This is a genomic window from Micromonospora sp. NPDC004336, from assembly GCF_053602615.1.
Map to the genome: position 1 here is coordinate 1 of NZ_JBSGDY010000096.1, position 23516 is coordinate 23516.

Consider the following 23516-nt stretch of genomic DNA (forward strand, 5'->3'; position numbering starts at 1 on the left):
GCCGCCCCGCGCGCGGCGGATGGCCGAGGCGACCGGTCAGGGGGCGGCGCGCACGACCTCCCGCGCCGCGCGGGCGAGCTGCTCGTCGTGCGGCCGGCCCAGCTCCCGCGCCATGTCGATCGCCCGGTCGAGCGACGACAGCGCCTCCTCCCGGCGACCCGCCGCGCGGCACGTCTCGGCGTAGGTGTGCAGGAAGTCGATCTCCAGCTGGGCCTCGGCCAGCGGCTCCAACAGCTCGAAGGCGCGCCGGTGGTGGGCGAGCGCCTCCTCGTGCGAACCCGTCACCCGCAGCGCGACGCCGAGGTAGTTGTGGCACCACGCCTGGTTGTGCCGGAGATCGTTCCGCTCGGACAACCGCAACGCCTCGTGCAGCGCCCGCAGCGACTCCGCCGGATCGTCCGGTGCCAGCGCGACGCCGAGGGTGACCAGCCCGGTGACCCGCGCGGGCCCGTCCGCCAGGGCGAGCGACGCCCGGGCGAGATCGGCGGCCTCGCCGGGCCGCCCGAGGCGGAGGGTCACCCATCCGTCGAAGGCCAGCGCCTGGGACTGCCCGGCGCGGCGCCCGAGCGTCTCGAACAGGTCGTGTGCCCGCCGGAAGCACGCCTGCGCGGTCTCCAGATCACCGAGATCCCGGCGGGCGAGGCCGATGCGCAGCGCCAGCGCGGCCGCGGTCTCGTCGTCCGGCCCCGACCGCTCCGCCGCCTCGTAGGCGGCGACGGCCTCGGCGAGGCGCCCGGCGGCGGCACGGGCGTAGCCGAGTTCCGCCAACAGCGCGGCCCGCTGCTGGTCGCGACCGAGACGTCCCGCTGCCGCCGCTGCCGCCTCCAGCATGCGTGCCTGGTCGTCGGTGCCCCGGTGCCGGAAGAACCAGACCCGCATGGCCTGCGGCAGCTCGGCCACCACCTCGTCCACGCCGAGCCGCACGGCCGCGTCGAAGCAGGCCACCAGGTTGACGTACTCCAGGTCGAACCAGGCCATGGCCTTCGCCGGATCTCCCGGCGCGGGCTCCCCGCGGTGCGGCGCGGGCAGGATCCGATCGTGGGCGACCGCCTGCGCCAGAAGGTGCCCGAGGACCCGGCGCAGGGCGGCCTCGGCCTGCGGCTCCTCGTCGGCGGCGAGGTCCGCCGCGTAGCGCCGGATCAGGTCGTGCATCCGGTACCGCCCGGGTGAGGGCTCCTGCACCAGGTGGGCGTCGACCAGCTCCTCGAGCGCCGCGCCCACCCGGCCGGGCGGCAGGTCGGTGAGCGCGCCCACCACGGACGCGTCGAAGTCGGCGCCCGGCAGGACGCCCAGCAGCCGGAACACGCGGCGCTCGATCCCGTCGAGCTGGCGCAGCGACATGCCGAACACCGAGTCGAAGCGGCCGGGGGCGTCGCGCAGCCGCTCGGCCAGCACCGCAACGGTCCAGCCCGGGCGGTGACGAAGCCGCGCGCCCGCCATCCGCAGCGCCAGCGGGAGCCCGCCGCACTGCCGCAGCACCTGACCGACCGCGTCCTGCTCGCCGACCGCGAGCCCGGCCGCCCGGCCGAACAGGCGCGCCGCGTCGTCGTCGGTCAGCGGCTCCAGGGACACCGGCGGCACCCCGTCCAGGCTGACCAGCCGGTGGCGGCTGGTGACCAGGACCGCGGACCTCCCGGCGCCGGGGAGCAGCGGGCGTACCTGCTCCGCGTCGACCGCGTTGTCGAGCACGACGAGCACCCGCCGCCGGGACAGCTCCGAGCGCCACAGCGCCGCGCGCTCGGCGGCGGCGGCCGGCGGGTGCGTCACGTCCAACGCGCCGAGCAGCCGACCCAGCGCGGCCGGCGGCTCCAGCGGCTCCTGGCCCGGGGTGAAGCCGTGCAGGTCGAGATAGAGCCCGCCGTCGGGGAAGGCGGGGGCGAGCCGGTGGGCCACCCGCACCGCCAGGCTGGTCTTGCCCACGCCGGCCATGCCGTCGATCGCGACCGCGCCCGCGGTGCGCAGCAGCTCCTCGACCAGCGCCGCCTCCGCCTCCCGACCGGTGAAGTCGAACAGGTCGGCCGGCAGGTCGTTGCGGCGCGGGGCGGGCGCCGCGCCGGCCCTGGCCGCCTCGACCCACACCGCCCGCAGGGACCGGGGGTCGCGGCCCACCGCCCGGCACAGCGCCACGACGGCCTCCCACGGCGGCACGAGCTGACCGGTCAGGTACCGCGACAGCGACGAGCTGCTCAGCTCGGCCTGGCGGGCGAGGGCGCGCAGGCTGAGCCCGCTCAGCTCCTTGATCCGGGCGAGCTGGGTCACCAGTCGCTCGTGCGGGCTGGACACGCGCAACACCGTACCGTCCCGGCCCACCGGGACGGATCGGCGGTGCGTTCGCGCTGCTGGACCGGCCTGCCCGTGTCCCACGGTGTCCCACGGGCCGGGCGGGCGCCGGTCCGCCGGTGGTCGGATGACTCCCGTCAGGAACACCCACGACGAAGGAGCGGCGATGTCGACCGAGCGCATGCCGAACCCGGCGGTTCTGGTCCCCGAGGCGATGGCGGCCCTGATGGCGGTCAACGGTGCCGTCGCGGGCGCCGGGGTGGACGGCGGGCTGCTGGCGCTGAGCCACCTGCGGGCCAGCCAGATCAACGGCTGCGGCCCGTGCGTGGCCGGGGGAGTGCGCCAGGCCCGTCAGCACGGCGTGAGCGCGGACCAGCTGCACGCCGTCGCCGCCTGGCGGGAGACGCCCTGGTTCAGCGACGAGGAACGCGCCGCGCTGGCGCTGACCGAGGCGGTGACCCGGCTCGCCGACCGCCCGGACCCGGTGCCGGACCAGGTGTGGGACATGGCCGCCAGGCACTTCGACCAGAAGGAACTGGCCGCGCTGCTGCTCAACATCGCGCTCACCAACGCCTTCAACCGGCTCAACGCGGCGACCCGCCAGCAGGCCGGCGCGTGGTGACCCCGGCCGGCGCGGGGTGACCCCGCCGCCGGTCGGCGCCGAAGACACCGATCGACCCTGAGGACCGGGGGAAGCCGGCCCGGTACCGGCTCCACCGACCAGCACCGCCCGAAGCCACACATCAGAGAGGACCCTGTCATGTCGACCACGACGAAGATTACCGACACCACCGGCGAGAAGTACGACGGTTTCACCGACGAGGAGCGCGGCGCGATGAAGGAGCGCGCCAGGGAGCTGAAGAAGAGCGCCCGGCGCGGCGCCAAGGCCGACCCGGAGGCCGAGGTGCTCGCGAAGATCGCGGAGATGTCGGAGGCCGACCGCGTGATCGCCGAGCGCCTGCACACCGTGGTCAAGGCCAGCGCGCCGGTCCTCACCGCCAAGCTGTGGTACGGGATGCCCGCCTACGCCCGCGACGGCAAGGTGGTCTGCTTCTTCCAGAGCGCCGGCAAGTTCAAGACGCGGTACGCGGTGCTCGGCTTCAGCGACACGGCGAACCTCGACGACGGCGCGATGTTTCCGACCTACTTCGCGCTGGCCGAGCTGAACGCCGACGTCGAGGCCAGGATCGGCGCGCTGGTGAGGCAGGCGGTGAGCTGATCAGCGGGCGCCGTGCGGCGCAGTGGCGGGCGGGCGTCCCGACACTGCGCGAACGGGCCGGCGCCCGCACCGCGCCGTCGGCGTCCGGACCGCTCGCGCCGGAGCTCACTCGGGCAGGACGTGCGCGAGGCGGGCGAGCGCCGACTTGATTTCGGCGACCGTCCGCCCCCGGTCGTGGCGCTGGTACCGGTAGACCTCCGGGGCGAGGGGTGCGAGCAGGGCGTCGGCGAGGGCGTCGTCCTGCCAGCCGGCCTCGCGGACCAGGGACAGGACGAACGTGCGCCAGAAGCCGTAGGCCCCGGCCGTGAAGCGGGTGGCGCCCTGCTCGGCGCCGAGCGCCAACGGCAGGTGCTGCTCCAGCAGATCGATCATGGATTCGTAGAACGCCTCGAGGCGCCGGCGCGGCGGGGCGCCCGGCCCGAGGGGCGGCGGGCCGGAGAGCAGCCGCCGCTGCAACCGCTGTTCGTGTACGTCGAGCAGGGCGACCGCGACCGCGCCGACGTCCGGATAGCGACGGTAGAGCGTCGCGCGGCCGACGCCGGCGGCGGTGGCCAGGTCAGTCATGGAGATGTGCGGTCCGCGCTCGGCGAACAGGCGCTCGGCGGCGGCGAGGACGCGCCGCCGGTTCGCCGCCGCGTCGGCCCGTTCCCCGGGGGCCGGGGCCAGGAGGTCGTCCGCCATGCCGACAGCCTATCCGGACACCGCGTCCGGATGCGGGGCGCCCCGCGCGGCGTCGGCCGATTAAGTGGACACCATGTCCGGTTGAGTGCTAGCGTCGCGGCGTAAGCGGACATGGTGTCCGCTTCGGTCGACGAACAGGGGCGAGAGCCATGACCCACCTACTGCACCTCGACGCCAGCGCCCGTCGGGCCTCGCACTCCCGCGCGCTCGGTCGGGCGTTCGCCGACCAGTGGCGGGCCACCCTCCCCGACGGCAGGTACACCTACCGGGACCTCGCCGCCGACCCCGTTCCGCTCATCGGCGAGGCGTGGACCGAGATCTGCGACTACGCGCTGGAGCACGGCGTCGCCGACCCGGGCCGGCTCGCCGAGGGCGTCCGGACCCCGGCCCAGCGGGAGGCGTGGGCGGTGGTGGAGCCGCTGCTCACCGAGCTGCTCTCCGCCGACGTGCTGCTCATCGGGACCCCGATGTACAACTTCTCCATCCCGGCGAGCCTCAAGCTGTGGATCGACCAGGTGACCTTCCCGCGCGCGGTGCTGGAGGCCAGGGTCGTCGTCGCCGGAGCGCGAGGCGGCTCCTACGCTCCGGGCGCGCCGCGCGAGCCCTTCGACCACCAGGAGCGCTACCTGCGAGACTTCTTCCGGGGCCACTTCCAGGTCGACGACGTCACCTTCGTCACCGCCGAGTTCGTCAACGCCACGGTGGACCCGACCCTGGAGCGGTGGCGCGACTCCTACCGCAGGTCGTACGCCGACGCCCGCGAGGCGGCGGTGGAGTTGGCCACCGCCGTCGCCACCGGCGCCTGCGCGCCTGCGGGGCGGCCGGCGTGAGCTGGCTCATCCTGGCGCTCGCCGGCCTGGTCGAGATCGCCTGGTCGCAGACCATCCGACCGACGCAGAACTTCACCAGGCCGGGGCCGACGCTGCTCTGCGTGACGCTCGGCGCCGCGGCCGTCTACCTGCTCAGCCGGGCGATGCAGGACCTGCCGGTCGGCACGGCCTACGCCGTGTTCACCGGCATCGGCGCGATCGGCGCGATCTCGCTGGGCGTCGTCGTGCACAAGGATCCGGTCAGCGTCGGTCGCGTCGCCGCGCTGGCGTTGATCATCGGCGGCATCGTGCTCGCCCGGGTCACGAATCCCGACTGAACGCCGGCCCCCGGACGAGCCCGGCGCGGGTGGCATTCGAAATCAAGATCTCGTGTCTCCATGTTTGCGAGCGAGGGGGAAAGAAGTTGCTCCGGCCGGGCCAGCTCCGGGCCGCCAGCGCGAACACGGTAGGGAATTCCCCGATTCCACCACGTCACCGGCGATCTACGGTGATCCGGTCCGCCCCTGCCCGGCCGACGCGCGTCGGCCGGCGCGGCGGTGCCGCCTGAGCATTTCCCGTCGCGGAGGGGGAGCCCGTGAGGCCAGGACCAGCAGTCGCGGCGGTATCCGCGGGCACGGGGCGGTCGTCGCGGCGGGGACCGCGGGTACGTGCCGTCGTCGCGGCGTGGTGTCTCGTGCTGCTCGTCGGGTGTACGCCCGGGCCGGGCGCGGCACCGGAGTCCGAGCGGGGTGGGGAACCGTCACCGGAGCTGGTGGCCCGGTTCGGCCAGGCGCCGGCGAAGGATCCCGCCGGCCTGACGTACCAGGGGGACGTGGTCGTGGTGGGCGGTGGCGCCGCCGCCGTCCGGTCGGTCAGCGGCGACGGCCTGGTGTGGACCGTCGACGCGGACGCGCCGGGCATGGACGGCCTCGACGTCGGTGAGGTCATGTTCCTGACCTCGCGCGCCGTCGGGCGGGTCGCGGCGAAGCGGAGAAGCGGCGGTCATGTCGAGGTGACGCTCGTGCCGGTGCAACTGCACGAGGTCGTCCGGGACGGCGCGGTCAAGCTCGACGTGCCGATCGACGCGGAAGACGTCGACCCGGGCGGCGTCACCGTGCAGGAGGTCCCCGACCTGCCCGGCGCCGTGCGTACGCTCGCCGAGTCGGACCGCGACGTCCGCCCGGTGGTGGCGACGTCCGCCGCGCGACGGGCGCCGGCCCACACCGGCGCGGGCGGCGGGCGGACCCGATTCGCGGCGAGCGCCCGGCACGGGCAGCGGCTCCAGCCGGCGGGGCCCCGGGAGCTGCCACCGCCGGCCAGGAGCAAGCTCAGGGTGACCGTCGGCAAGTGGCAGCTCGGCACCGCCCTCGACGCGCGGGGGCTGACCCTGTCGGCGTTCCACGCCGGCGGCGAGAACTTCAAGTTCGGCGGGGACATCACCCTCAGGTTCGCCAGACTGAGCCTGTCCACGGATCTCGCCCTGTCCGGCGGCAGGGCCTCCTACGCGGGCACGAGCATCCGCGGCATCGAGTCGCTGCGGGTGAAGGTGCAGGCGGGCGTGGCCGAGGGCGTGGGCGACAACGCGAAGGTACGCCTCGAGGTGCCCGTGGACATGGCGCCCAGGCAGGTCGTCGTCGGCGGCGTTCCGATGGTGGTGATCCTGAAGCTGAAGTTCTTCCTGGAGACCGCGTTGACCGGCAGGAACTCCACCCTCACCGCCGAGGGCGAATGGGCGATGAACGGCCCCGTCGGGGTGGCGGGGAACGAACCGTTGACGCCCAGGTTCTCCACGACGACCCCGCTCATCGACTCGATCGGCGGGATCAGCATCGGGCCCAGCGGACTCGTCGTGGGGGCGGAGTTCAGGTTCGTGCTCGGCTTCGGGATACCCGGCGTCGCCGCCGGGCCGTACGTCAAGTTGCGCGCCTCCATCGGGGTGACCAACGGCTCGGCGCTCGGTGCTCCGCTGGCCCGCTGCCAGCGCGTCGACCGGGTCATCAAGATCGGAAGTGGCGTGGGTCTGAACCTCGACGGCGAGCTGGCCGAGCTGATCAGCCAGCGGATCCCCGGCCGGCCGAAGCTCAAGGCCGACCTGGAGACGGAGGTCCTCTTCACGGTCGACAAGAGCTCGCAGGTGCGGCCGGAGGTGCCGCTGTGCGTCGGCGGATGACCCGCGGCGGGCCGGGCAGCCGGCGCGGTGGCGCGGCGCGCGGCGTCAGCGGGACAGCGACCCGGGAGGCCCGGTCGGCCGGCCCATCGTCGCGCCCAGCTCCGCCCGGCTGGAGATCGCCAGTTTCCGGTACACCCGGGCGAGGTTGGCCTCGACGGTCTTCGGGCTGATGAACAGCGTGCTGGCGATGTCCCGGTTGGTCCGGCCCTGGGCGGCGAGCCGGGCCACCCGCTCCTCGGTGGCGGTCAGCGCGGTGGGCGTGGGCGCACGCCGGCCGATGCGGTCCAGCTCGGCGTGGGCCTGCGCCGCGAAGGCCACCGCGCCCAGGCCGGTGAACTCGGCGGCCGCCGCGTCGAGGGCCTCGCGGGCCTCCCGCCGCCGCCGCGACCGGCGGTACGCCCGGCCGGCGACCAGCAGACAGCGGGCCCGGTCCAGCGGCAGCACGTCGCCCGGCACGCTCGCCCGCGCCTCGGCGAGCACCGCGAGGGCCGCCGCCGGGTCGTCCCCGACGGCGCACCGCAGCAGGACCTCGCTGCGGGCGAGCCCGAGGGTGGTCCAGGGCCGGGCGAGGCGGGCGTGCCGCTCGGCGAGCCGGGCGAGACCGGCCCGCGCGGCGTCCAGGTCCCCCGCCCCGACGCACGCCTCGATCCAGTCGGGCTCGAAGCGCTGCGCCAACGGCTCGGCGATGCCCGACCCGTCGAGTTCCGCGACGAGCCTGCCGTACGCCGTCGCTGCCTCGTCCATCCGGCCGGCCGACAGCGCCACGAACCCGGCGAGCTGGAGGTGGAGGCGGCGACTCCAGGCGTCGCCCAGCTCGCCGGCCCGGCGCAGCCCGGCCTCGGCCACCGCGCCGGCCTCGGCGAGTCGTCCCCGGGCGGCGTCCAGGAGGCCGGCCAGCCAGGTCTCGCCCACCAGGCCGGTGCCGAGCTGCTCGCCCAGGTCGCGTGCGGCGGCGACGTGCGTCGCGGCGGCGGCGAACCGGCCGCCCTGCAACTCCGCCTCGCCCAGGTGGGTGAGGATCTCGTGCTGCCACGGCTCGTCGCCGCGCGCCACGGCCAGGTCGAGCATCCGGTGCAGCCGCTCGCGCGCCCGACGGTGGTCGTCGGTCGCCTTCCACCAGATCGCCGGGATCGAGCCGGCGAGGAACGAGGGCTCCCCGGCCTCCAGCGCCAGCGCCCGGTCGAGCAGGTCGGTGCGGGCCGGGAGGCCGGCGCGTACCTCGTGGAAGAACAGGAGCAACAGCGCGGCGGTCAGCAACGGGCGGTGCTCGTCGGTGTCGTCGAGGTGTGCGATGGCGGCCTCGGCGTGCCGGCGGGCGGGCCCCGGCGCGTCATGGAACAGGGTCAAATGGGCGTGGACGCGTCCGGCCAGCGGGCCGTCGGCGGCGGCCGCCGCCCGTTGCCCGACGGCGACCGCGGTGGGGAGGTCGTCGACGCACCAGGCGACCGTGGCGCGCAGCAGCAGCGCCTCCGCGTGCGCCGCGCCGGACGTCCGCTCGGCGGCGGCCTCCGCCGCGACGCCGGCAGCCGCGTAGTCGCCGCTGTCGATGCGGCACCGCACCGCGTCGAGGCGGCGGCGGTCCCGGTCGGCACCGGCCGCGGGCGGTGTGAGGTCCGCGGCCCGGTCGTACCAGTCGGCGGCGACCGCCGGAGCGCCTCGGGCCCGCTGCCGCGCCGCCGCGGCGGCCAGCTCCTCGGCGACGGCGGCGTCCGGCGCCGTGGCGCAGCGGGCGAGCTGGCGGGCGCGTTCGTCGGGATCGGTGACGGCGTCCGCCAGCAGGCGGTGCAGCCGCCGCCGGACGCCGGGCGGGATGCTCTCGCGCACCGCGGCGGCGTGCAGGGGATGGGCGAAGCTGATCCGCTGCGTCGAGACCGTGAGCAGGCCCGCCTCCTCCGCGGGGTCGAGCGCGTCCGCCGGCACGCCGGCGGCCCGGAGGTCGGCCACGGTGGGCGCGGTCAGCAGGGCGGCCAGGCGTACGGCGTCGCGGCTGGGGCCGGGCAGCGCCAGCAGGGTCGCCGCGAGCAGGTGCCGTGCCGAGGGCGGGGCGGGCAGGTCCGCGTCCGGCGCCGGTGGGCGGGGCAGCCGCAGCACCGCACGGGCCAGCTCGATGGCGAGCAGCGGACTACCGCCGGCGTCGCGGGTGATGCGGGCGACCAGCGGGCGACTCGGCGTGCCGCCGAGCCGCGCCCGCACGATGCGGTGCAGGGCCACCGGGTCCAACGGCGGCACGCCGACGCGGACGACGGGCGGCCCGCCGGCGTGGCCGTCGTCGAGCCCGAGCGGGACGTCGGGCGGACCGGCGTCGTCGGTGCGGCGGGTGAGCAGGACGGCGGGACGACGGGTGAGCCGGCGCAGCGCGAAGCGCAGGGCGCGCTCGCTGGGCGGGTCGAGCCACGGCGCGTCGTCGACGGCGAGCAGCACCGGCACGTCGTCGGCCACGGCGGCCTCGACCAGGGAGCGGGTGGCGGCGGCGACGGCCCGCTCGTCGACGACGTCGTCGTGCTCGGCGACCAGGAGCACCACCTCGGCGGCGATCCGCTGCGGACGGGGCAGGACCGGCACCCGGTCGGCCAACGGCCGCAGCACGTCGGCGAGCGCCGCGTACGGCACCGCGGTCTCGGCCTCGGTCGGAGCGCAGGTCAGCGGCAGCCAGCCGGCCCGCTCGGCGCGGGCGACGACAGCCCGCCACACGGCGGTCCGGCCGATCCCGCCGGGCCCCTCCAGGAGCACCGGAGCCCCGTCGACCAGCGCCTGCCACACCTGCTCGACGGTCGTGTCGCGGCCGACCAGGGAGCCGTCCATGGCGGGATGATGGCACAGCCGGGCCACCTCGACGCGGCACCTGTCCGCACGCCGACACCTCCCGCGCCGGCCTGCCCGGTCGCGCCGCCGGGAGACCGGGCGATTCCGCCGCGCCGGTCGTCGGCGTCGGTGGTCGGCCGCCCGCTCGTCGCCCCTGGCGGGTGTCAGAACCGGCCGGCGACGACACGGGCGAGGCCCGTCAGGGGGGCCCGGTTCTCCTCCGGGTCGTTGAGCCGCACCAGCCGCACCGCCACCCACACCCGCGCCTTCCTGACGAAGAACGCCTCCGCGGTGAGGTGCGCCTCGTCCCCGACCCCGGTCAGCGGCCGGATCTCGTGCCCGAGGTCGCGCTCGATGCCGAGGTACTTCTCGGCGCCGTCGCCGACGTACACCTCCACCTGGGCCGTCGGCCCGTCGACCGGGGCGGTGTAGCTGCACGTGTCACGGACGGGCACGGCGTCGCCCAGCGGCGTACCGGCCAGCTTCTCCGCCTCGGCCGCGGTGACCAGGCCGCAGGCGTCGGGGAGCGCGGCCGGTGCCGCGGTCGGGGTCTCCTCGTCGGTCGTCCCGGCCGAAGCCGTGGCGGGCGCGGGTGCCGGCGCGGCAGGAGCGTCGGCCGCGGACCGGGCGCATCCGGCGGGCAGCGCCAGCGCGAGCGCAGCCAGTGCGAGGACGGGCAGGCGGCGGACCCGCATGTGTTCTCCCCTCATGCGCGGATCGCGTCGAGCAGCCGCCGCAGCCGCCGCTCGTACTCGTCCGCATCGATGCCGAAGCTGCTCATGACCACGGTGTACGCGCCCCCGTCGCCGACCACGACGGCCTCGCCGGCGATGTCCTTGACCGCGAGGTACGACAGCTTCCCGAGGTCGACGACCCGGTCGTACCGTTGGCCGGCCTGCTCCCGCTGGTAGGCGTAGGTCGCCTCCCCGGCGGTGCGGGAGGCGGTCGTGACGGTCACGCCGGCCACGCCCCTGCCGTCGCCGAACGCGCAGCGGCCCTCGTCCCGCAGGGGCAGCCCTGCCAGGTCGGACATCTGCGCGGCGGTGAGCGGGCAGGGCGGCGCCGGCGCGTCCGCACCGGGCACACCGCCGACGTCCACCGCCTCGGTGTCGGCCGACGTGCCGGCCGACGTGCCGGCCGGGCCGTCGCAGGCCGTCGTCGCCAGCAGGGCCGCCACGAGCAGCGGCGCCAGCGCCAGGCGGCCGAACCATCCGGCACGATCCGAACGGGCCGGCTGGCGCCGGCGGGCGTCTGCGGACGGGGCCGATCGGGTGGGGACCATGCGGTCGACGCTAGGGCGCCCGGCGACGCCGGTAATCGGGTGATTCCCTACGTCGGCAGCGTCGCCGGCGAGCTCCAGCGCGGCGACCGGGCCGTCGAGCGTTGCTTGACCACAGGTCCCGGGCCGTGGGTCGTCGGTCGGCGACGGCCGACCCGTCTCCGCCCGGGGCCGTGCCGGGGTTCGTCACTCGAGCAGGGGCGACGGGTAGCGCTCCGCGTCCTGGGCCGGTGGTTGGTCGGCGCGGTGGCGGGCGAAGGCGTCGACCCTGCCCCAGCGGCCGGGGATGTCCAGGAGCGCGATCCGCTGGAAGCTGCGGGGCAGCGCCGCCTCGACGGCGAGGTGTCCCTCGTGCGGGTCGATGCCGAGCATGGCCCGGATGAGCAGCAGGGACGCCCCGCTGGACCAGGCCTGGGGGCTGCCCGCGGTGGGGTAGCGGACCGGGTACCGGGTGGTGTGGCGGGCGAACCCGCCGAACGCCTCGGGCAGGCGCCCCTGGAAGTAGGTGGCGGCGTCGATGATGCCCTCCGCGATGCGCCCCGCCTCGCTGGCGAACCCGTAGCGGCGCAGGCCCCAGGCGATGAACGAGTTGTCGAAGGGCCACACGGTCCCGTTGTGGTAGCCGAGCGGGTTGTAGCGGCTCTGGCCCTCGGCGAGGGTGCGCACCCCCCAGCCGGAGAACAGCGCGGGACTCATCAGGTGCTCGACGACCCTGGGGGCCCGCTCCGGCGGGACGATCCCACTCCACAGCAGGTGCCCGATGTTGGAGGCCAGGGCGTCCACGGGTGTGCCGTCATGGTCGAGGGCGAGGGCGTAGTAGCCGTGCTCCTCGATCCAGAAGTCCCGGTTGAAGCGCTCCATCAACGCCGCCGCCTCCTGTTCGAGACGGTCGGCGTAGGCGGGGTCGTCCCAGAACGCGCGCGCGAGGCGAGCTGCGCGGATCTTGGCGTCGTAGGCGTAACCCTGCACCTCGCAGGTGGCCCGGGGGAAGCCCGGCAGTCGGCCGTCGGCGTAGGAGATGCTGTCCCACGAGTCCTTCCAGCACTGGTTCTCCAGGCCGGTGTCGCGGTTGCGTCGTTCGTACCAGACGTAGCCGGTGGAGGTGAGGTCCGCGTACCGGTCGATCCAGTCCAGGGCCGCCCGGGCCTCCTGTTCGAGTTCCCTGACCAGCGCCGCGTCGCCGGTCCACCGCTCGTACTCGTCCAGCAGCACCACGAACAGCGGCGAGGCGTCCACGCTGCCGTAGTACGGCGAGTGGGGCTGCTCCTCGAAGGCGGAGGACTCGCCGTAGCGCAACTCGTGCAGGATGCGCCCGGGGTCCTCGTCCAGGAGGTCGTCGGTGCGAGCCCCCTGCAACGCGCCGAGGATCCGCAGGGTCGGTGGGGTCAGCGACGGTGTGACGTGCAGGGTCTGCAGGCAGGTCAGCAGGCTGTCGCGGCCGAACAGGGTCATGAACCAGGGCAGCCCCGCCGCGGGCACGGCCACGCCGCCGAGGGACAGCGGGGCGAACCGCAGCGCCGCGAGGTCGACGAGGCTGCGGTGGTACACCTGCTGCAACGCGGTGTTGTCGGTGTCCAGCTGCGGGGCCGCCGCGATCCACGAACGCAGGTTGTCCGGCAGGGTCGACTCGTCCGGGCGCAACGTGCGCACCGCCGTACGCCAGTCGCGGCCGTCGGGGCGCAGCACCCGCATGATCACCCGCAGTCGCGTCGACCACTGCTGGCCGGGGCGCAGCCGGGGACGGAACCGGAGACCCCGCGGATCGAGGGTGGCCGGCTCGCTCGCCGAGACGGACACCTCCCGCTGGAACGTGCCGCGCTGGTAGCCGAGCCGCAGCTCGTCGCCGTCGACGCGGGTGTAGCAGGTGCCGGCCTTCTCCCGGACGTCGAACTTGATGTCGAAGATGTCGGCGAAGTCCGCGGCCACCTCAAGGCGCACGTCGAGTTCGATGTCCTGCTCGCCGTAGTTGAACACCGTCAGCGACTCGGTCAGGTCCGGGCCGATCCGCCGCCGCCGGATCGCCGACACGTCCGCCTGCACGTAGTCGACCTGACCGCCGGGGACCAGGAAGAACGCCACCTCGTAGTACTGGCTGTCGTCCACCGACAGCGCGGTCGTCCGCTCTCCGTTGATCGTGAGGATCCACCGGGACAGGAAGCGGGTGTCGGCGGTGAACAGCCCGACCGGGGTGGCCGGCGAGGCGTCCACGTCGCCGCTGGGATCCGACACGATGAACGTGTTGCCGTCGATGCACGACACGGTGCCCGGAATGTCCTTCACGTGGTCACCTCTGTGCCCGGGGCTGCCCGGTCTCGCGCGCGGCGGCCGGCGTGTGGAACAGCCGCCCCATCCGCAACGCCAGGCTGAGATCCCCGTCGACCAGGATCTCGCCGCGTAGCATCGCCGCCAGGCCGTTGATCTCACCCCGGACCATCGCCTCCGCCACCTCGGCGGAAAGCGTGAGCACGGTCGTCGCGGGGCCGCCACCCGCCGCCACCCGCAGCCGGCCGTGATCGATCGTCAGCGTCCACTGCCGCACCTGATCACGGTCGCGGATGTCGAACCGGACGTTGCCCTGCACCTTGCGAAACCGCGGGTCCTGCCCGATACGACTCAACTCCCCGAAGAACGCATCGGTCGACGACATACGCCCCCCAGCTCCCTGCCGACATGCGAGCCGCCGCATACCCGCCCAACGCGGGGCTAATCCGTGCCGCGCGGGCGGGTCGTCGGCCGTCGGGGGCCGAACTCCCGCACGGCGGAACGCCCCGGCCCGGCGAGCGGCGGCGGCGCCGGGCCGGGGCGGCCGGCGCCACCGCCCGCTGCCGCTCCCACCTCCGGCCTGTACCCCAGCGCGACGGTCGGCAGTGGGCTGACGCCCGAGAGCGGCCGGGCCGCGAACCCGGCGGCCTCGCCGGACGCCGCGGCCGAGCCGGGTCAGTCGGCCGCCTCGACGTACGACGCCAGGTTGGCCAGCGAGGAGGCGATTCCGGCCTCGTGGTCGGCCTGGTCGATGCCGGGTGGCACGTCGGTGGCGGTCACGGTCACCTCGGTGCCCGCGCCGACGGCAGCGAGCTGCCAGGTCATCGCCATGGTGCCCGCGTACGACGGGTCGTCCGCCTCGAACACGGCCCGCTGCACCACGCGCTCCGGCGGCACGAGCGCGGCGAACCCCACGTCGACGACGTCCGTCGCGTCCGACGTCTTGCCCCGGCCGTCGGCCGGGTCGAGGTAGGTGAGGACCATCCGGAACCCGCCACCGGGCCGGGGATCCCACCGTTCCACACGCCCACGCATGCCGTCCGGCGGCAGCCACGCCTCGAGCGACTCCCGGTCGAGGAGCGCGCCGTAGACGGTCGCCGGAGGTGCCGCGATGACCCGGCTGGCGCGGTCGGTCCTGCCCACGGTCCGATCCTACGACCGGCATCAGTCCATGGCGTCATGAGCCAAATGATCATCCGTGCGGCGCCGGCCCCTGCCGGATGCCATAGTGCTGCCATGAAAACAGACCTGCACAGCTACCTGAAGGACGGCCGCGACGCGCTGCTGTGGAAGCTCGACGGGCTCGGCGAGTACGACATCCGGCGCCCGCTCACCCCGACCGGCACCAACCTGCTCGGTCTGGTCAAGCACTCGGCGGCCATCGAGAGCCTCTACTTCGGCGTCGTGTTCGGCCGGCCGTTCGAGCCGGCGCTGCCGTACGCCGACGCCGGAGCGGAGACCAATGCCGACATGTGGGCGACCGCGGACGAGACCCGCGAGGAGATCGTCGCCATGTACCGTCGCGCGATCGCCCACGCCGACGGCACCATCGAAGCCCTCGCGCTGGACGAGGTCGGCCGCGTGCCCTGGTGGGGCGACGCGGCGGTCACGCTGCACCGCGTCCTGGTCCACGTCGTCGCGGAGACACAGCGGCACGCCGGCCACGCGGACATCGTGCGCGAACTCGTCGACGGCGCGGCCGGGATGCTGCCCGGCAACGACAACCTGCCCGCCGCCGACGAGTCGTGGTGGCGGGAGCACCACCAGCGGGTGGAGCAGGCCGCCGTCGACGCCGGCAAGCGCGGCGAGGAGGTTCGGCACCCGTAGGCGGCCTCCGCCGGATCGCCGGCGACGATCCGGCGGAGGGACGTACCTAGGCCAGGCCGGAGAGATACTCCGCGCGCCGCCGCGGCTCGAACTTCTCAATCGCGTACCGCAGCATGACCCGCGGCATGACCCGGTAGCGGCCGGCCAGGAACGCCTCCTCCGCCGCCCTGTCGCGGTTGCCCACCTCGCGCAGCATCCAGCCCACCGCCTTCCGCACGAGGTCGTGCGGGTCGTGCAGGAGCCGGTCGCTCAGGCGGAAGGTCCAGTCGAAGTCACCGGCCCTGACGAAGGCGAAGGTCGCCATGACGGCGATGCGCCGGTCCCACACCAGGCCCGACCCGGCCAGCCGGTCCAGGACGCCGCGGTCCTTGTCGGCGAGCCAGGGGCCGACGATGTACGGCGCGCAGGAGTCCACCAGGTCCCAGTTGTCGATGCGGTCGGTGTGGGCCAGCACGACGTCGAAGATCCGCCCCCGCTGCTCCTCGTCGCCCTTGGCGAACTTGCGCACCAGGACGAACAGCGCCGTCAGCCGCTCCTCGTGCACGTCGCCGGTCAGCAGCTCCGTCGTCTCGGCCAGGGACAGGTCGCGCCAGTACCGGGCGGCCACCCGGCGCTGCTGCGGCACGGGGACACCGATGGCCGTGTCGCCCTCGCCGTACCCGCCCGGCACCATTTGCAGGAACCGGCTCGTCGCCGCCGCCCGTCGTGGATCGGCCAGGTCGGCGAGCGCGCGACGGACGTCGGTGGTCGTGGCCATGACTGTGCAACCTACCGCGCCCGCCGGCGCCCCCGGTGCCGCGATGCTCCCGCCCGCCGAGATCCGCCGACCGGGCTGAGCCGCGACGGCAGAACCGGCGGGACGGCGCGGGGGCTCAGACCAGGAGGCGCTCCCGCAGCGTCGCGCCCACGTTGATCGCACCCACCGTCCGGGCGCCGGCCGGGTCGTGCACGTCGACGGTGTTGTTGCGGCGCATCAGCTCACGGACGGGAGGCGGCAGCCGGGGCGGGTCGTCCATGGCCGCGAGGACCTGCCCGGCGCTGGAGATCAGCCGGTCCAGCAGGGCGGCGGCGTCGGTGTCGACCCGCACCCGGCCGTACTCCCAGCCGGCGACGGTGAGGTCGAGCACCTCGAACACGCCGGTCACGAGCGGGTTCGGGTCGGTCACCCGGTCGAGCCGGGACGCCCGGCCGCCGATCACCGTTGCGGCGCCGGCGACCTGGGCGTACGGGTGGAAGCCGCACGGCAGCGTGAACAGCGGCCACCGTAGGGCCGGGCCGGCCTCCGACCACAGCGGCCGGTAGTTGCGGCGGTGCACCAGGAGCCGCCGGCCCGTCCGTCGGCGCACGTCCTGGGCCTGGGCCTGCAGGTCCGCGTGGGCCTCGTCGGCGACCTGGCTGACGATCCGGGCGGCCACCACCAGGCCGTCGTCGCTGTCGAGCAGCGCGGTGACGGCGTCGACCTGCTCGGCGAACCGGATCCGCGCGTGGGCGCCGTACCGGGCCTGGACGTCCCGCAGCAGTGTCTCCTGCCGTCCCGTGTCGAGCTGGACCCGCCCGCCGCCCAGTAACCGCCGGAGCCAACGCATTTCGCCTCGTTTCAGCAGAGCCGTCCCGGACCGCGGCAATGCTAGTGCGTCAGGACTCTCCCACCCGGACGGGGTGGCCGGTCCGTCGCCATGGAGGCGGCGCCTCGACCGATGCCGGCCCGACGCCCCTGCTCGGCGGCCTGGCGGCGCTGCCGGGAGGGCGTCGGGCCGGCACTGTCGGGCTCGGCGGCGGGCCGGGTCAGACGCGGGTGATGCGGACCGCGTCGGCGACGACGTAGCCGGTGCCGCTGGTCCACCGGCTGACGCCCACCTTGTTGCCGTCGCCCGCGCCCAGGGTGAACACGCCGAGCGACACCCACTTGCCGCCGTTGAGGCGCTGGTTCACCCGCACCGTCTGGTTGCCGCCCGTCGTGGCCACGATGTACGGGGTCGAGTCGTTGTAGCCGGCGTCGGCCGGGTACCAGACCGAGATCTCGTAGGAGCCGGTCGCCGGCACGTTCGCCCGGTACCAGGCGGTGTCGCTGGCGGGGGTCGGGGTGGCGAACCGGTAGTCGGCGCCGTACCGCTGGGCCGAGTAGGCCGACGTGCCCCAGTTCGCGCTGGCCGAGAACCGATCCGCGGTGGTGTTGTCGACGGTGGTGCTGAACCCGTCCGGCGGCGGCGTGGTGCCGGCCGACACATCCAGGTAGTCGCGGTCGATGTAGATGCGCACGCCGCCCCAGGTCTCGTAGCTGTCGCCGGTGTACTGGTGGATGCGCTGCCGGTTGGCGTAGTGGGCGTCCGCGCAGTAGTCCCCGGCGTCGGTGTCGGCCACGCCGTTCCACCAGGCGAAGAAGAGATGGTCGACGCGGGTGTAGCGGCTGTCGTTGTAGGCGCCGCACAGGTCCCGGACCCCGGAGGAGCCGCTGGAGTACATCCCCGAGAGGTAGCCGAGCGCGTGGAGCTGCTCGGTCCAGCCGGAGAGGTACGACAGCACGGCGGCCTTGCACGACTCGGTCGACGGGTAGTGCTCGATGTCGTTGTAGATCACGCTTCCGCCGGGGATGCCCAGCGCCCGGGCCGCGCTCACCGCGCTGTTGGCCCGGGTCGCTCCCTCGGACCGGGCCGTGGCGGGGTCGTACGACATCTTCGGCGTGCGGGTGCCGCACGGCGCCTGGCGGTCGAGCTCGATGGGGATGAGGTGCCAGCCCTTGCCGGTCTGGTTGGTGACCCAGCTCGCGGTCAGGTTGGCCTGCGTGCAGGAGCGGCTGGAGCCGCTGATGTAGATGCCGACCGCGCGGTACGGCGAGCTGGTGCGCCAGGCGTCCATCGTCGACTGCGACGGTGCGGTGCACGTGTCGAAGCCCTTGCCGGTGTAGGTGCCGGGCTGCGGGCCGGCCGCCGCCGTCGGCGTCGCCGCGTCGGGCGCCGCGTCGGCGCGTACGGCGTCCGGCGACGCCGGCGTGGCGCCGGGGCCGAGGCGGGCGGAGGCCAGGACGCGGCGGACCGCCGGCTCGGTCTCCGGCGTGTGCAGGGCGGTGACCAGCACGCCCGCGTCGCGCACCGCGACCTGGATCGTCCCGTCGCGGGAGACCGCGCCGCCGGCGGTCGCCCGCCCGCTCGCGGTGACCGCCGTGTCGGCCGTGATCCGTTCTGCGGCGACGGAGTCGATCGGCTCGACGATCAGGCCCGCCGTCCGACCGACGAGTCCCGTCGGGCACCAGGGTTCGTCCCCGGGGCGGCCGAGGTACACCGCGGGCCGGTCGAAGCGGACGCACGCGTGCGGGTCGGTCGCCAGGTCGACGACCTGCCAGTCGGCGGGGACCGCCAGGCGGTAGCCGTGGTAGCTGACGGTCCGTTCCCGCGTTGGGGCCGCCCCGGCCGGCGGTGCCGCCACGGCCAGGCCGACGGCGGCGGCCGCGAGGGCGGCCATGATCCGTCTTGTCGTCATCGGATCCCTTCCTGTGGAAAAATTTCGTACCGGTTAACAGATTTGGCAGATTCCTACCACGCGGGTGTCGATCGCGCTAGAGACGTCCATCGATCGGGGGGCGGGTCGCGCGCGGGCCCGGACGCCGGGCGGGTGTCGTACATGATCGTCAATGGTTAGGGTGGGCGGTACGGGCGGCGGGGGGTGCGGTGGTCGAGGTTCCTGATGCGGTGCTGGCGGAGCTGTCGGGGCCGGTCGCCGCCGCGCTGCCGCTCGTCGTCGCCCGCGTTCCCACGGGCCCGGCGGCGGAGCTCGGCCGGCTGCGGGCCGTCGCCGACGGGGACACACCCGCGACCCACGCGATCGCCGGCGGGCGGGGAGCCGTCGCCGCGCTGGCCCGCGCGTTCCCCGGCCGGCCGCCGGCCGTGGCCCGGTTCCAGCCCGGCGGCGCGGCGCGACCGGGCGAGCCGTCCGTTCGGGAGGCGCTCGGCTCGCTGCCGCCCCTGCTGGTCGAACGCCTGCTCGGGGCACTGGAGTTGACCGTGGCGGAGCTGGACGTGGGGACCGTCGCTGGCCTCGCGGACCTGCTCTGCGAGCCGCTCACCGGCACGTTCGCCCTCGCGACCATGGGCGGGCAGAGCGAGGCGGTCACCGGCGTAGCCGTGCTGGAGCAGATCCGGCCCGGCGCGGTGCCGCTGGTCGTCGCGCTGGCCCGCCGGCTGGCCAGCCACCCGCGGGTGGCCGCCCTGCTGACGGTGGGGCCCGACGTCACCGGCGAGGAGGCGGTCGCCGCGGCGCACGGCGCGGCCCGGCTCGCGCTGGCCGCGACCGTGGCCGCCGCCGTCCTGCGCCAGATCGACGCGCGGAACTGGGCGACGCGGCCGCCGGCCGTGCTCGGCGTCGCGCTCGGCACCGCGGTCCTGCTGCTGCGCGAGACCCCGATGCCCGCCGGCTACGCGGCCGCGCTGCTGGACCGGACCCGGGCCGAGTACGTGCTGCCCCGCCGGTCCCACGGCTCCGCGCCGGTGTCGGGGCACCGGTTCGCGCTGCTGGAGGGCACCGACGTCCCGGAGGTCGACTTCGGCGGCAACGGGCTGGTCGCGGTCGTCCCCGGCGGCGCGGTGATCCGCACCGGCGTCGAGACCGGGCACGTCCGCGTCACCGTGAGCATCCTGGACGGGCCACCGCCGGCCGTCGCGACCGTCTGGGAGGAGATCGTCGAGGTCAGCTGGCGGGCGGCCACCGGCGGCGCCTCGGTGCTCGGCCCCCAGGCGGGCGAGCCGCACCTGCGCCGGGTCGCCCCACCCTGGCCGGGCGACCACCGGCTGCGGGTGCACGCCCGCGGGCGGGACGACGCCGACGAGGGCGACACCGAGTTCTACGAGCTGATGGTGTGGCAGGCGCCCGCCGCGCCCGAGATCGTCCACGCGCGGACGGACCGGCTGGGGCACCGCCTGCGCGGCGAGCCCGAGCCGGTGCGGCCCGAACGGCCCGAGACCGCCTACCGGTGGCTGCGCCGCAGCAGCCTCGGCGAGGCCGCGACGGTCACGGTCGTGACCGCGACGAGCGTCGCCGACGTGCTGCGCGCCTTCGGCGCGGACCCGGCCCGGCCGGAGTCGCTGCGGGCCATCGGCGACGACCTGATGAGCCGGCGGTCGATCGATCCGTGGGTGGCGGTGCTGGACCTCGGTGACGCCGTGCTCGCCGTGGAGTACAACGGCTGGCAGGGCTCGACCGCGCCCGTGCTGACCCGCGCATCGGCCGGTGGGCGCGCCGCCAGCATGTTCTGGAACGTCAACGCGGTGACCCGGCTGTCGTTCGCCGAGCGCGGCGAGCTGCTGCTGTCGGCGGAACCGTTCGGCGACCTCGACGCCCCACCACCGGTCGCCGCGGCGCTCGCCGACCTCGACTTCACCGACCACCGACGCGGCAAGCCGCAGCAGGGCCTGGTCGCGGTGCGGCGATTCACCGGCCACGGCATCACCGCCGAGGACCTGGCCCGGATCGAGGCCGCCGACATCGGCTTCCGGATCGTGCCGGACCTGCCCCCGCTGTACCCCCGCCGGCCGCCGCCCGCCGGGCGGCTCGTCGGCTCGCTCGGCCCCGCCGCCGACGCGCCGGCCGGGCTGCCCGAAGCGGAGCGGCTGGCCGAGCTGTCCGAACCGGAACTTCGGGACCTGGCCTGGTGGGCGGCGGGGGAGGCGGCCCGCCACGCGGGGGTCGGCGACGACCCGGACATCGTCGCCAGCATCGCCGCCCGCGCCCTGACCGGGCCGGCGCACCTGCGCGCCCGCCGCTCCCAGCTCGACGGCGGCGAACACCGGTGGGTCTGGCTCGCCCTGCACCGCGCGACCAACCCCGACCCGGTCGCCGCGGTGACGGACAGCGTCGACGCGGCCCGCTACGCCGCCGGCCCGCACGCGGCGAACCTGCTCGCCGACGCCCGGGCCCGGATCGTGGGGCCCGCGCGGTGACGGTCCCCGTCGGTGCGGCGGCGGGTTGGCCGCGGCCCGGCCGTCGCCGTGATGGCAGGATCTCCACCCATGGAAGGTGATCTGCTCCGCCGGGCGGCCCAGCACCTCGGCGACGCCCGTCGGGCCGCCGTCTTCACCGGCGCCGGCATCTCCGCGGAGAGCGGCGTGCCGACCTTCCGTGACCGCCTCACCGGCCTGTGGGCGCGTTTCGACGCCCAGCAGCTCGCCACCGCCGAGGCGTTCCACGCCGACCCGGACCTGGTCTGGGGCTGGTACGAGTGGCGGCGGGCGCGGGTGTCCCGGGCCGAGCCCAATCCCGGTCATCTGGCCATCGCCGACATCCAGGACCGGATGCCGGGCAGCGCCGTCATCACCCAGAACGTCGACGACCTGCACGAACGGGCCGGAGCCCGGTCGGTGATCCACCTGCACGGCAGCCTGTTCGCCCCCCGCTGCGTCGCGGCGGACGCCCACCCGGCGGCGCTCCCGGACGACGAGCCCGCCCGGTCGGGCGAGGAACGCCGGATCCCGCCGCCCCGCTGCGTGACCTGCGCGGCGCTCGTTCGCCCCGGAGTGGTGTGGTTCGGTGAGGCCCTGCCCGAGACGGCGTTGACCGCGGCGGCCGAGGCGGCCGCCGCCTGCGACGTGCTGCTGACGGTCGGCACCTCCGCGGTCGTGTACCCGGCCGCCGAGATCCCCCGGATCGCGGCGCGCCGCGGCGCCACCGTCATCCAGGTCAACCCGCAGCCGACCCCCCTCGACCAGGTCTGCGCCGTCAACCTGCGCGGCACCGCGGCACAGATCCTCCCGGCCCTGGTCGCGGCGGCCTGGCCGGAGAACGACCGGAGACACCCCGGCCGCGCGGCCACGAGCGCCCGGCGCCCCGGGTCGTCCCGGTCCTGAGCAGAAGCCCCAGGGCCAGTTGCGAGCAGGAGGAAGAGAAGATGGCGAAGGCGTACTGGATCAACACCTTCCAGTCGATCAAGGACGAGAGGAAGCTGGCGGCCTACATCGACCTGGCCGGCCCGGCCATGTGTGCGGCGGGCGGCAGGTTCCTGGCGCGGGGGCTTCCGGCCCGAGCGTTCGAGTCCGGGATCGTGGAGCGCACGACGCTGATCGAGTTCGACAGCGTCGACGCGGCGGTCGCCGCCTACGACAGTCCCGCCTACCAGGAGGCGCTGCGGGTGCTCGGCGACGGCGCCGAACGCGACCTGCGCATCATCGAGGCGGTCGACTGAGCACACGTCCGGTACGTCCGACGGTGATGACAGGATTGCTGGCGATGCGACGAGGCAGGGGAACCACCCGCGGGGCGCGGACGACGGCGGCGGTGGCGGCGGTGGCCCTCGCCGTCCTGGCACTACCGGGCCGGGCGACGGCGAACCCGTCACCCGGCCCCGCACCGGCCACGCCGGTGTGCGAGGTGCGCGACGACCGGCTGACCGAGATCTCCGGGATGGCCGCCACCGACGACGGATACGTCGTCGTCAACGACGGCGCGGACGACGAGGCACGCCGCCGGATCTTCTTCCTGGATCCGAGGTGCGCCGTCGTGCGTACGGTCTCCTATCCGTCCCGGCCCCGGGACACCGAGGACCTCGCGGTCGGCGCGGACGGCACGGTCTGGGTGGCGGACACCGGCGACAACGACCGCTCGCGGCAGACGGTCGCGGTGTGGAAGCTGACGCCGGGCGCCGACCGGCCGGTGCTGTACCGGATGGCGTACCCGGACGGCCCGCACGACTCCGAGGCGCTGCTCGTGACGGCCGACGACCGGCCGGTGATCGTGACGAAGTACTCGGCCGTCCTGTACGCCCCGGTCGCCGACCTGCGGCCGGGCACGACGACGCCACTGGCGCGGGTGGGGCAGGTCCGGCTGCCGGCCTCGACGACGAGCAACCCCTTCTCGGCGCTCGGCCGCACGACGGTCACCGGCGCCGCCACCGCGCCGGACGGGAGCCGGGTGGTGTTGCGCACCTACGCCGACGCGTTCGAGTTCGACGTCGCCGGCGGCGACCTGATCGGCGCGCTGACCGGCGGGACCCCGCGGGTCACCCCGCTGCCCGACGAGCCGCAGGGTGAGTCGATCACCTACAGCCTCGACGGGCGATCCCTGCTCACCCTGTCCGAGACCGCCGACCAGCCGGCGGGCACGCGGCCCCGCCTCCTGCGCTACCCCCTCGCCGCGGGCGTCGCGTCCGCCGCGCCGCGGGAGACGCCCGAGCCGACCGCCCGCGCGGCCGGCGACCGGGCCGGC

The 23516-nt window shown here is 75.2% G+C and carries 21 protein-coding genes; 10 read left to right on the forward strand and 11 right to left on the reverse strand.

Annotation, left to right across the window (positions count from 1 at the left end; translation table 11 throughout):
• Positions 1-36: 36 nt before the first annotated feature.
• Positions 37-2283: an ATP-binding protein gene (locus tag ACWENR_RS19560; RefSeq protein ID WP_452278402.1), complete on the reverse strand. Its 2247-nt coding sequence runs from the start codon at positions 2281-2283 to the stop codon at positions 37-39.
• A 163-nt stretch (positions 2284-2446) separates the two neighbouring features.
• Between ACWENR_RS19560 and ACWENR_RS19565 the strand changes: the two genes are divergently transcribed.
• On the forward strand, positions 2447-2902 hold the full coding sequence (locus tag ACWENR_RS19565; RefSeq protein ID WP_452278403.1) for a carboxymuconolactone decarboxylase family protein: 456 nt from the start codon (positions 2447-2449) through the stop codon (positions 2900-2902).
• A gap of 138 nt (positions 2903-3040) precedes the next feature.
• Entirely contained in the window at positions 3041-3499 is a 459-nt protein-coding gene (locus ACWENR_RS19570; RefSeq protein ID WP_452278404.1) for an iron chaperone, read from the forward strand.
• Positions 3500-3604: 105 nt separating this feature from the next.
• Here the strand turns inward: ACWENR_RS19570 and ACWENR_RS19575 are convergent, their stop codons facing one another.
• Positions 3605-4180, reverse strand: a complete 576-nt coding sequence (locus ACWENR_RS19575) for a TetR/AcrR family transcriptional regulator (protein WP_452278405.1) — start codon at positions 4178-4180, stop codon at positions 3605-3607.
• A gap of 149 nt (positions 4181-4329) precedes the next feature.
• Between ACWENR_RS19575 and ACWENR_RS19580 the strand changes: the two genes are divergently transcribed.
• The 3 genes from ACWENR_RS19580 to ACWENR_RS19590 all read left to right on the forward strand — a co-directional run bounded on the left by ACWENR_RS19580 (position 4330) and on the right by ACWENR_RS19590 (position 7159).
• Positions 4330-5010, forward strand: coding sequence for an FMN-dependent NADH-azoreductase (locus ACWENR_RS19580; RefSeq protein WP_452278406.1), 681 nt, complete (start codon positions 4330-4332; stop codon positions 5008-5010).
• Positions 5007-5327 (forward strand): DMT family transporter, encoded by a 321-nt coding sequence (locus ACWENR_RS19585; protein WP_452278407.1) that lies wholly within the window; start codon positions 5007-5009, stop codon positions 5325-5327. Before ACWENR_RS19580 ends, ACWENR_RS19585 begins: the two co-directional genes overlap by 4 nt.
• A gap of 356 nt (positions 5328-5683) precedes the next feature.
• Positions 5684-7159 carry a hypothetical protein gene (locus ACWENR_RS19590; protein WP_452278408.1) on the forward strand — a complete coding sequence of 492 codons (1476 nt, stop codon included), beginning with the start codon at positions 5684-5686 and terminating at the stop codon, positions 7157-7159.
• Between the two features lie 45 nt (positions 7160-7204).
• Here ACWENR_RS19590 and ACWENR_RS19595 read toward each other — a convergent pair whose 3' ends face one another.
• The 6 genes from ACWENR_RS19595 to ACWENR_RS19620 form a co-directional block, all read right to left on the reverse strand.
• Complete coding sequence (locus ACWENR_RS19595; RefSeq protein ID WP_452278409.1) at positions 7205-9961, reverse strand: AAA family ATPase; 2757 nt, start codon at positions 9959-9961, stop codon at positions 7205-7207.
• Between the two features lie 164 nt (positions 9962-10125).
• Positions 10126-10671 (reverse strand): hypothetical protein, encoded by a 546-nt coding sequence (locus ACWENR_RS19600; protein WP_452278410.1) that lies wholly within the window; start codon positions 10669-10671, stop codon positions 10126-10128.
• Complete coding sequence (locus tag ACWENR_RS19605) at positions 10668-11243, reverse strand: hypothetical protein (RefSeq protein WP_452278411.1); 576 nt, start codon at positions 11241-11243, stop codon at positions 10668-10670. The genes ACWENR_RS19600 and ACWENR_RS19605 overlap by 4 nt, the downstream gene beginning before the upstream one ends.
• A gap of 183 nt (positions 11244-11426) precedes the next feature.
• The gene (locus tag ACWENR_RS19610) at positions 11427-13511 is read right to left on the reverse strand and encodes an amylo-alpha-1,6-glucosidase (RefSeq protein ID WP_452278422.1); all 2085 of its coding nucleotides are present in this window, start codon (positions 13509-13511) and stop codon (positions 11427-11429) included.
• 13 nt (positions 13512-13524) lie between these two features.
• Positions 13525-13887, reverse strand: a complete 363-nt coding sequence (locus ACWENR_RS19615) for an SCP2 sterol-binding domain-containing protein (RefSeq protein WP_452278412.1) — start codon at positions 13885-13887, stop codon at positions 13525-13527.
• A 290-nt stretch (positions 13888-14177) separates the two neighbouring features.
• Complete coding sequence (locus ACWENR_RS19620; RefSeq protein WP_452278413.1) at positions 14178-14645, reverse strand: SRPBCC family protein; 468 nt, start codon at positions 14643-14645, stop codon at positions 14178-14180.
• A 93-nt stretch (positions 14646-14738) separates the two neighbouring features.
• Between ACWENR_RS19620 and ACWENR_RS19625 the strand changes: the two genes are divergently transcribed.
• On the forward strand, positions 14739-15329 hold the full coding sequence (locus tag ACWENR_RS19625; protein ID WP_452278414.1) for a DinB family protein: 591 nt from the start codon (positions 14739-14741) through the stop codon (positions 15327-15329).
• A gap of 46 nt (positions 15330-15375) precedes the next feature.
• Here ACWENR_RS19625 and ACWENR_RS19630 read toward each other — a convergent pair whose 3' ends face one another.
• From ACWENR_RS19630 to ACWENR_RS19640, 3 genes are all read right to left on the reverse strand, one after another.
• The gene (locus ACWENR_RS19630) at positions 15376-16086 is read right to left on the reverse strand and encodes a DNA alkylation repair protein (protein WP_452278415.1); all 711 of its coding nucleotides are present in this window, start codon (positions 16084-16086) and stop codon (positions 15376-15378) included.
• 115 nt (positions 16087-16201) lie between these two features.
• A complete protein-coding gene (locus ACWENR_RS19635; protein WP_452278416.1) occupies positions 16202-16915 on the reverse strand; it encodes a hypothetical protein in 714 nt (237 codons plus the stop codon).
• 199 nt (positions 16916-17114) lie between these two features.
• Positions 17115-18806: a glycoside hydrolase domain-containing protein gene (locus tag ACWENR_RS19640; RefSeq protein ID WP_452278417.1), complete on the reverse strand. Its 1692-nt coding sequence runs from the start codon at positions 18804-18806 to the stop codon at positions 17115-17117.
• A 188-nt stretch (positions 18807-18994) separates the two neighbouring features.
• On the opposite strand from ACWENR_RS19640, the gene ACWENR_RS19645 reads away from it, so the two are divergent.
• The 4 genes from ACWENR_RS19645 to ACWENR_RS19660 form a co-directional block, all read left to right on the forward strand.
• A complete protein-coding gene (locus tag ACWENR_RS19645; protein ID WP_452278418.1) occupies positions 18995-21259 on the forward strand; it encodes a DUF6461 domain-containing protein in 2265 nt (754 codons plus the stop codon).
• A 69-nt stretch (positions 21260-21328) separates the two neighbouring features.
• Positions 21329-22162, forward strand: a complete 834-nt coding sequence (locus tag ACWENR_RS19650; RefSeq protein ID WP_452278419.1) for an SIR2 family NAD-dependent protein deacylase — start codon at positions 21329-21331, stop codon at positions 22160-22162.
• Positions 22163-22203: 41 nt separating this feature from the next.
• Positions 22204-22497, forward strand: a complete 294-nt coding sequence (locus ACWENR_RS19655) for a DUF1330 domain-containing protein (protein ID WP_452278420.1) — start codon at positions 22204-22206, stop codon at positions 22495-22497.
• A 44-nt stretch (positions 22498-22541) separates the two neighbouring features.
• The coding region (locus ACWENR_RS19660; protein ID WP_452278421.1) for a hypothetical protein at positions 22542-23516 on the forward strand (975 nt) is incomplete at its 3' end.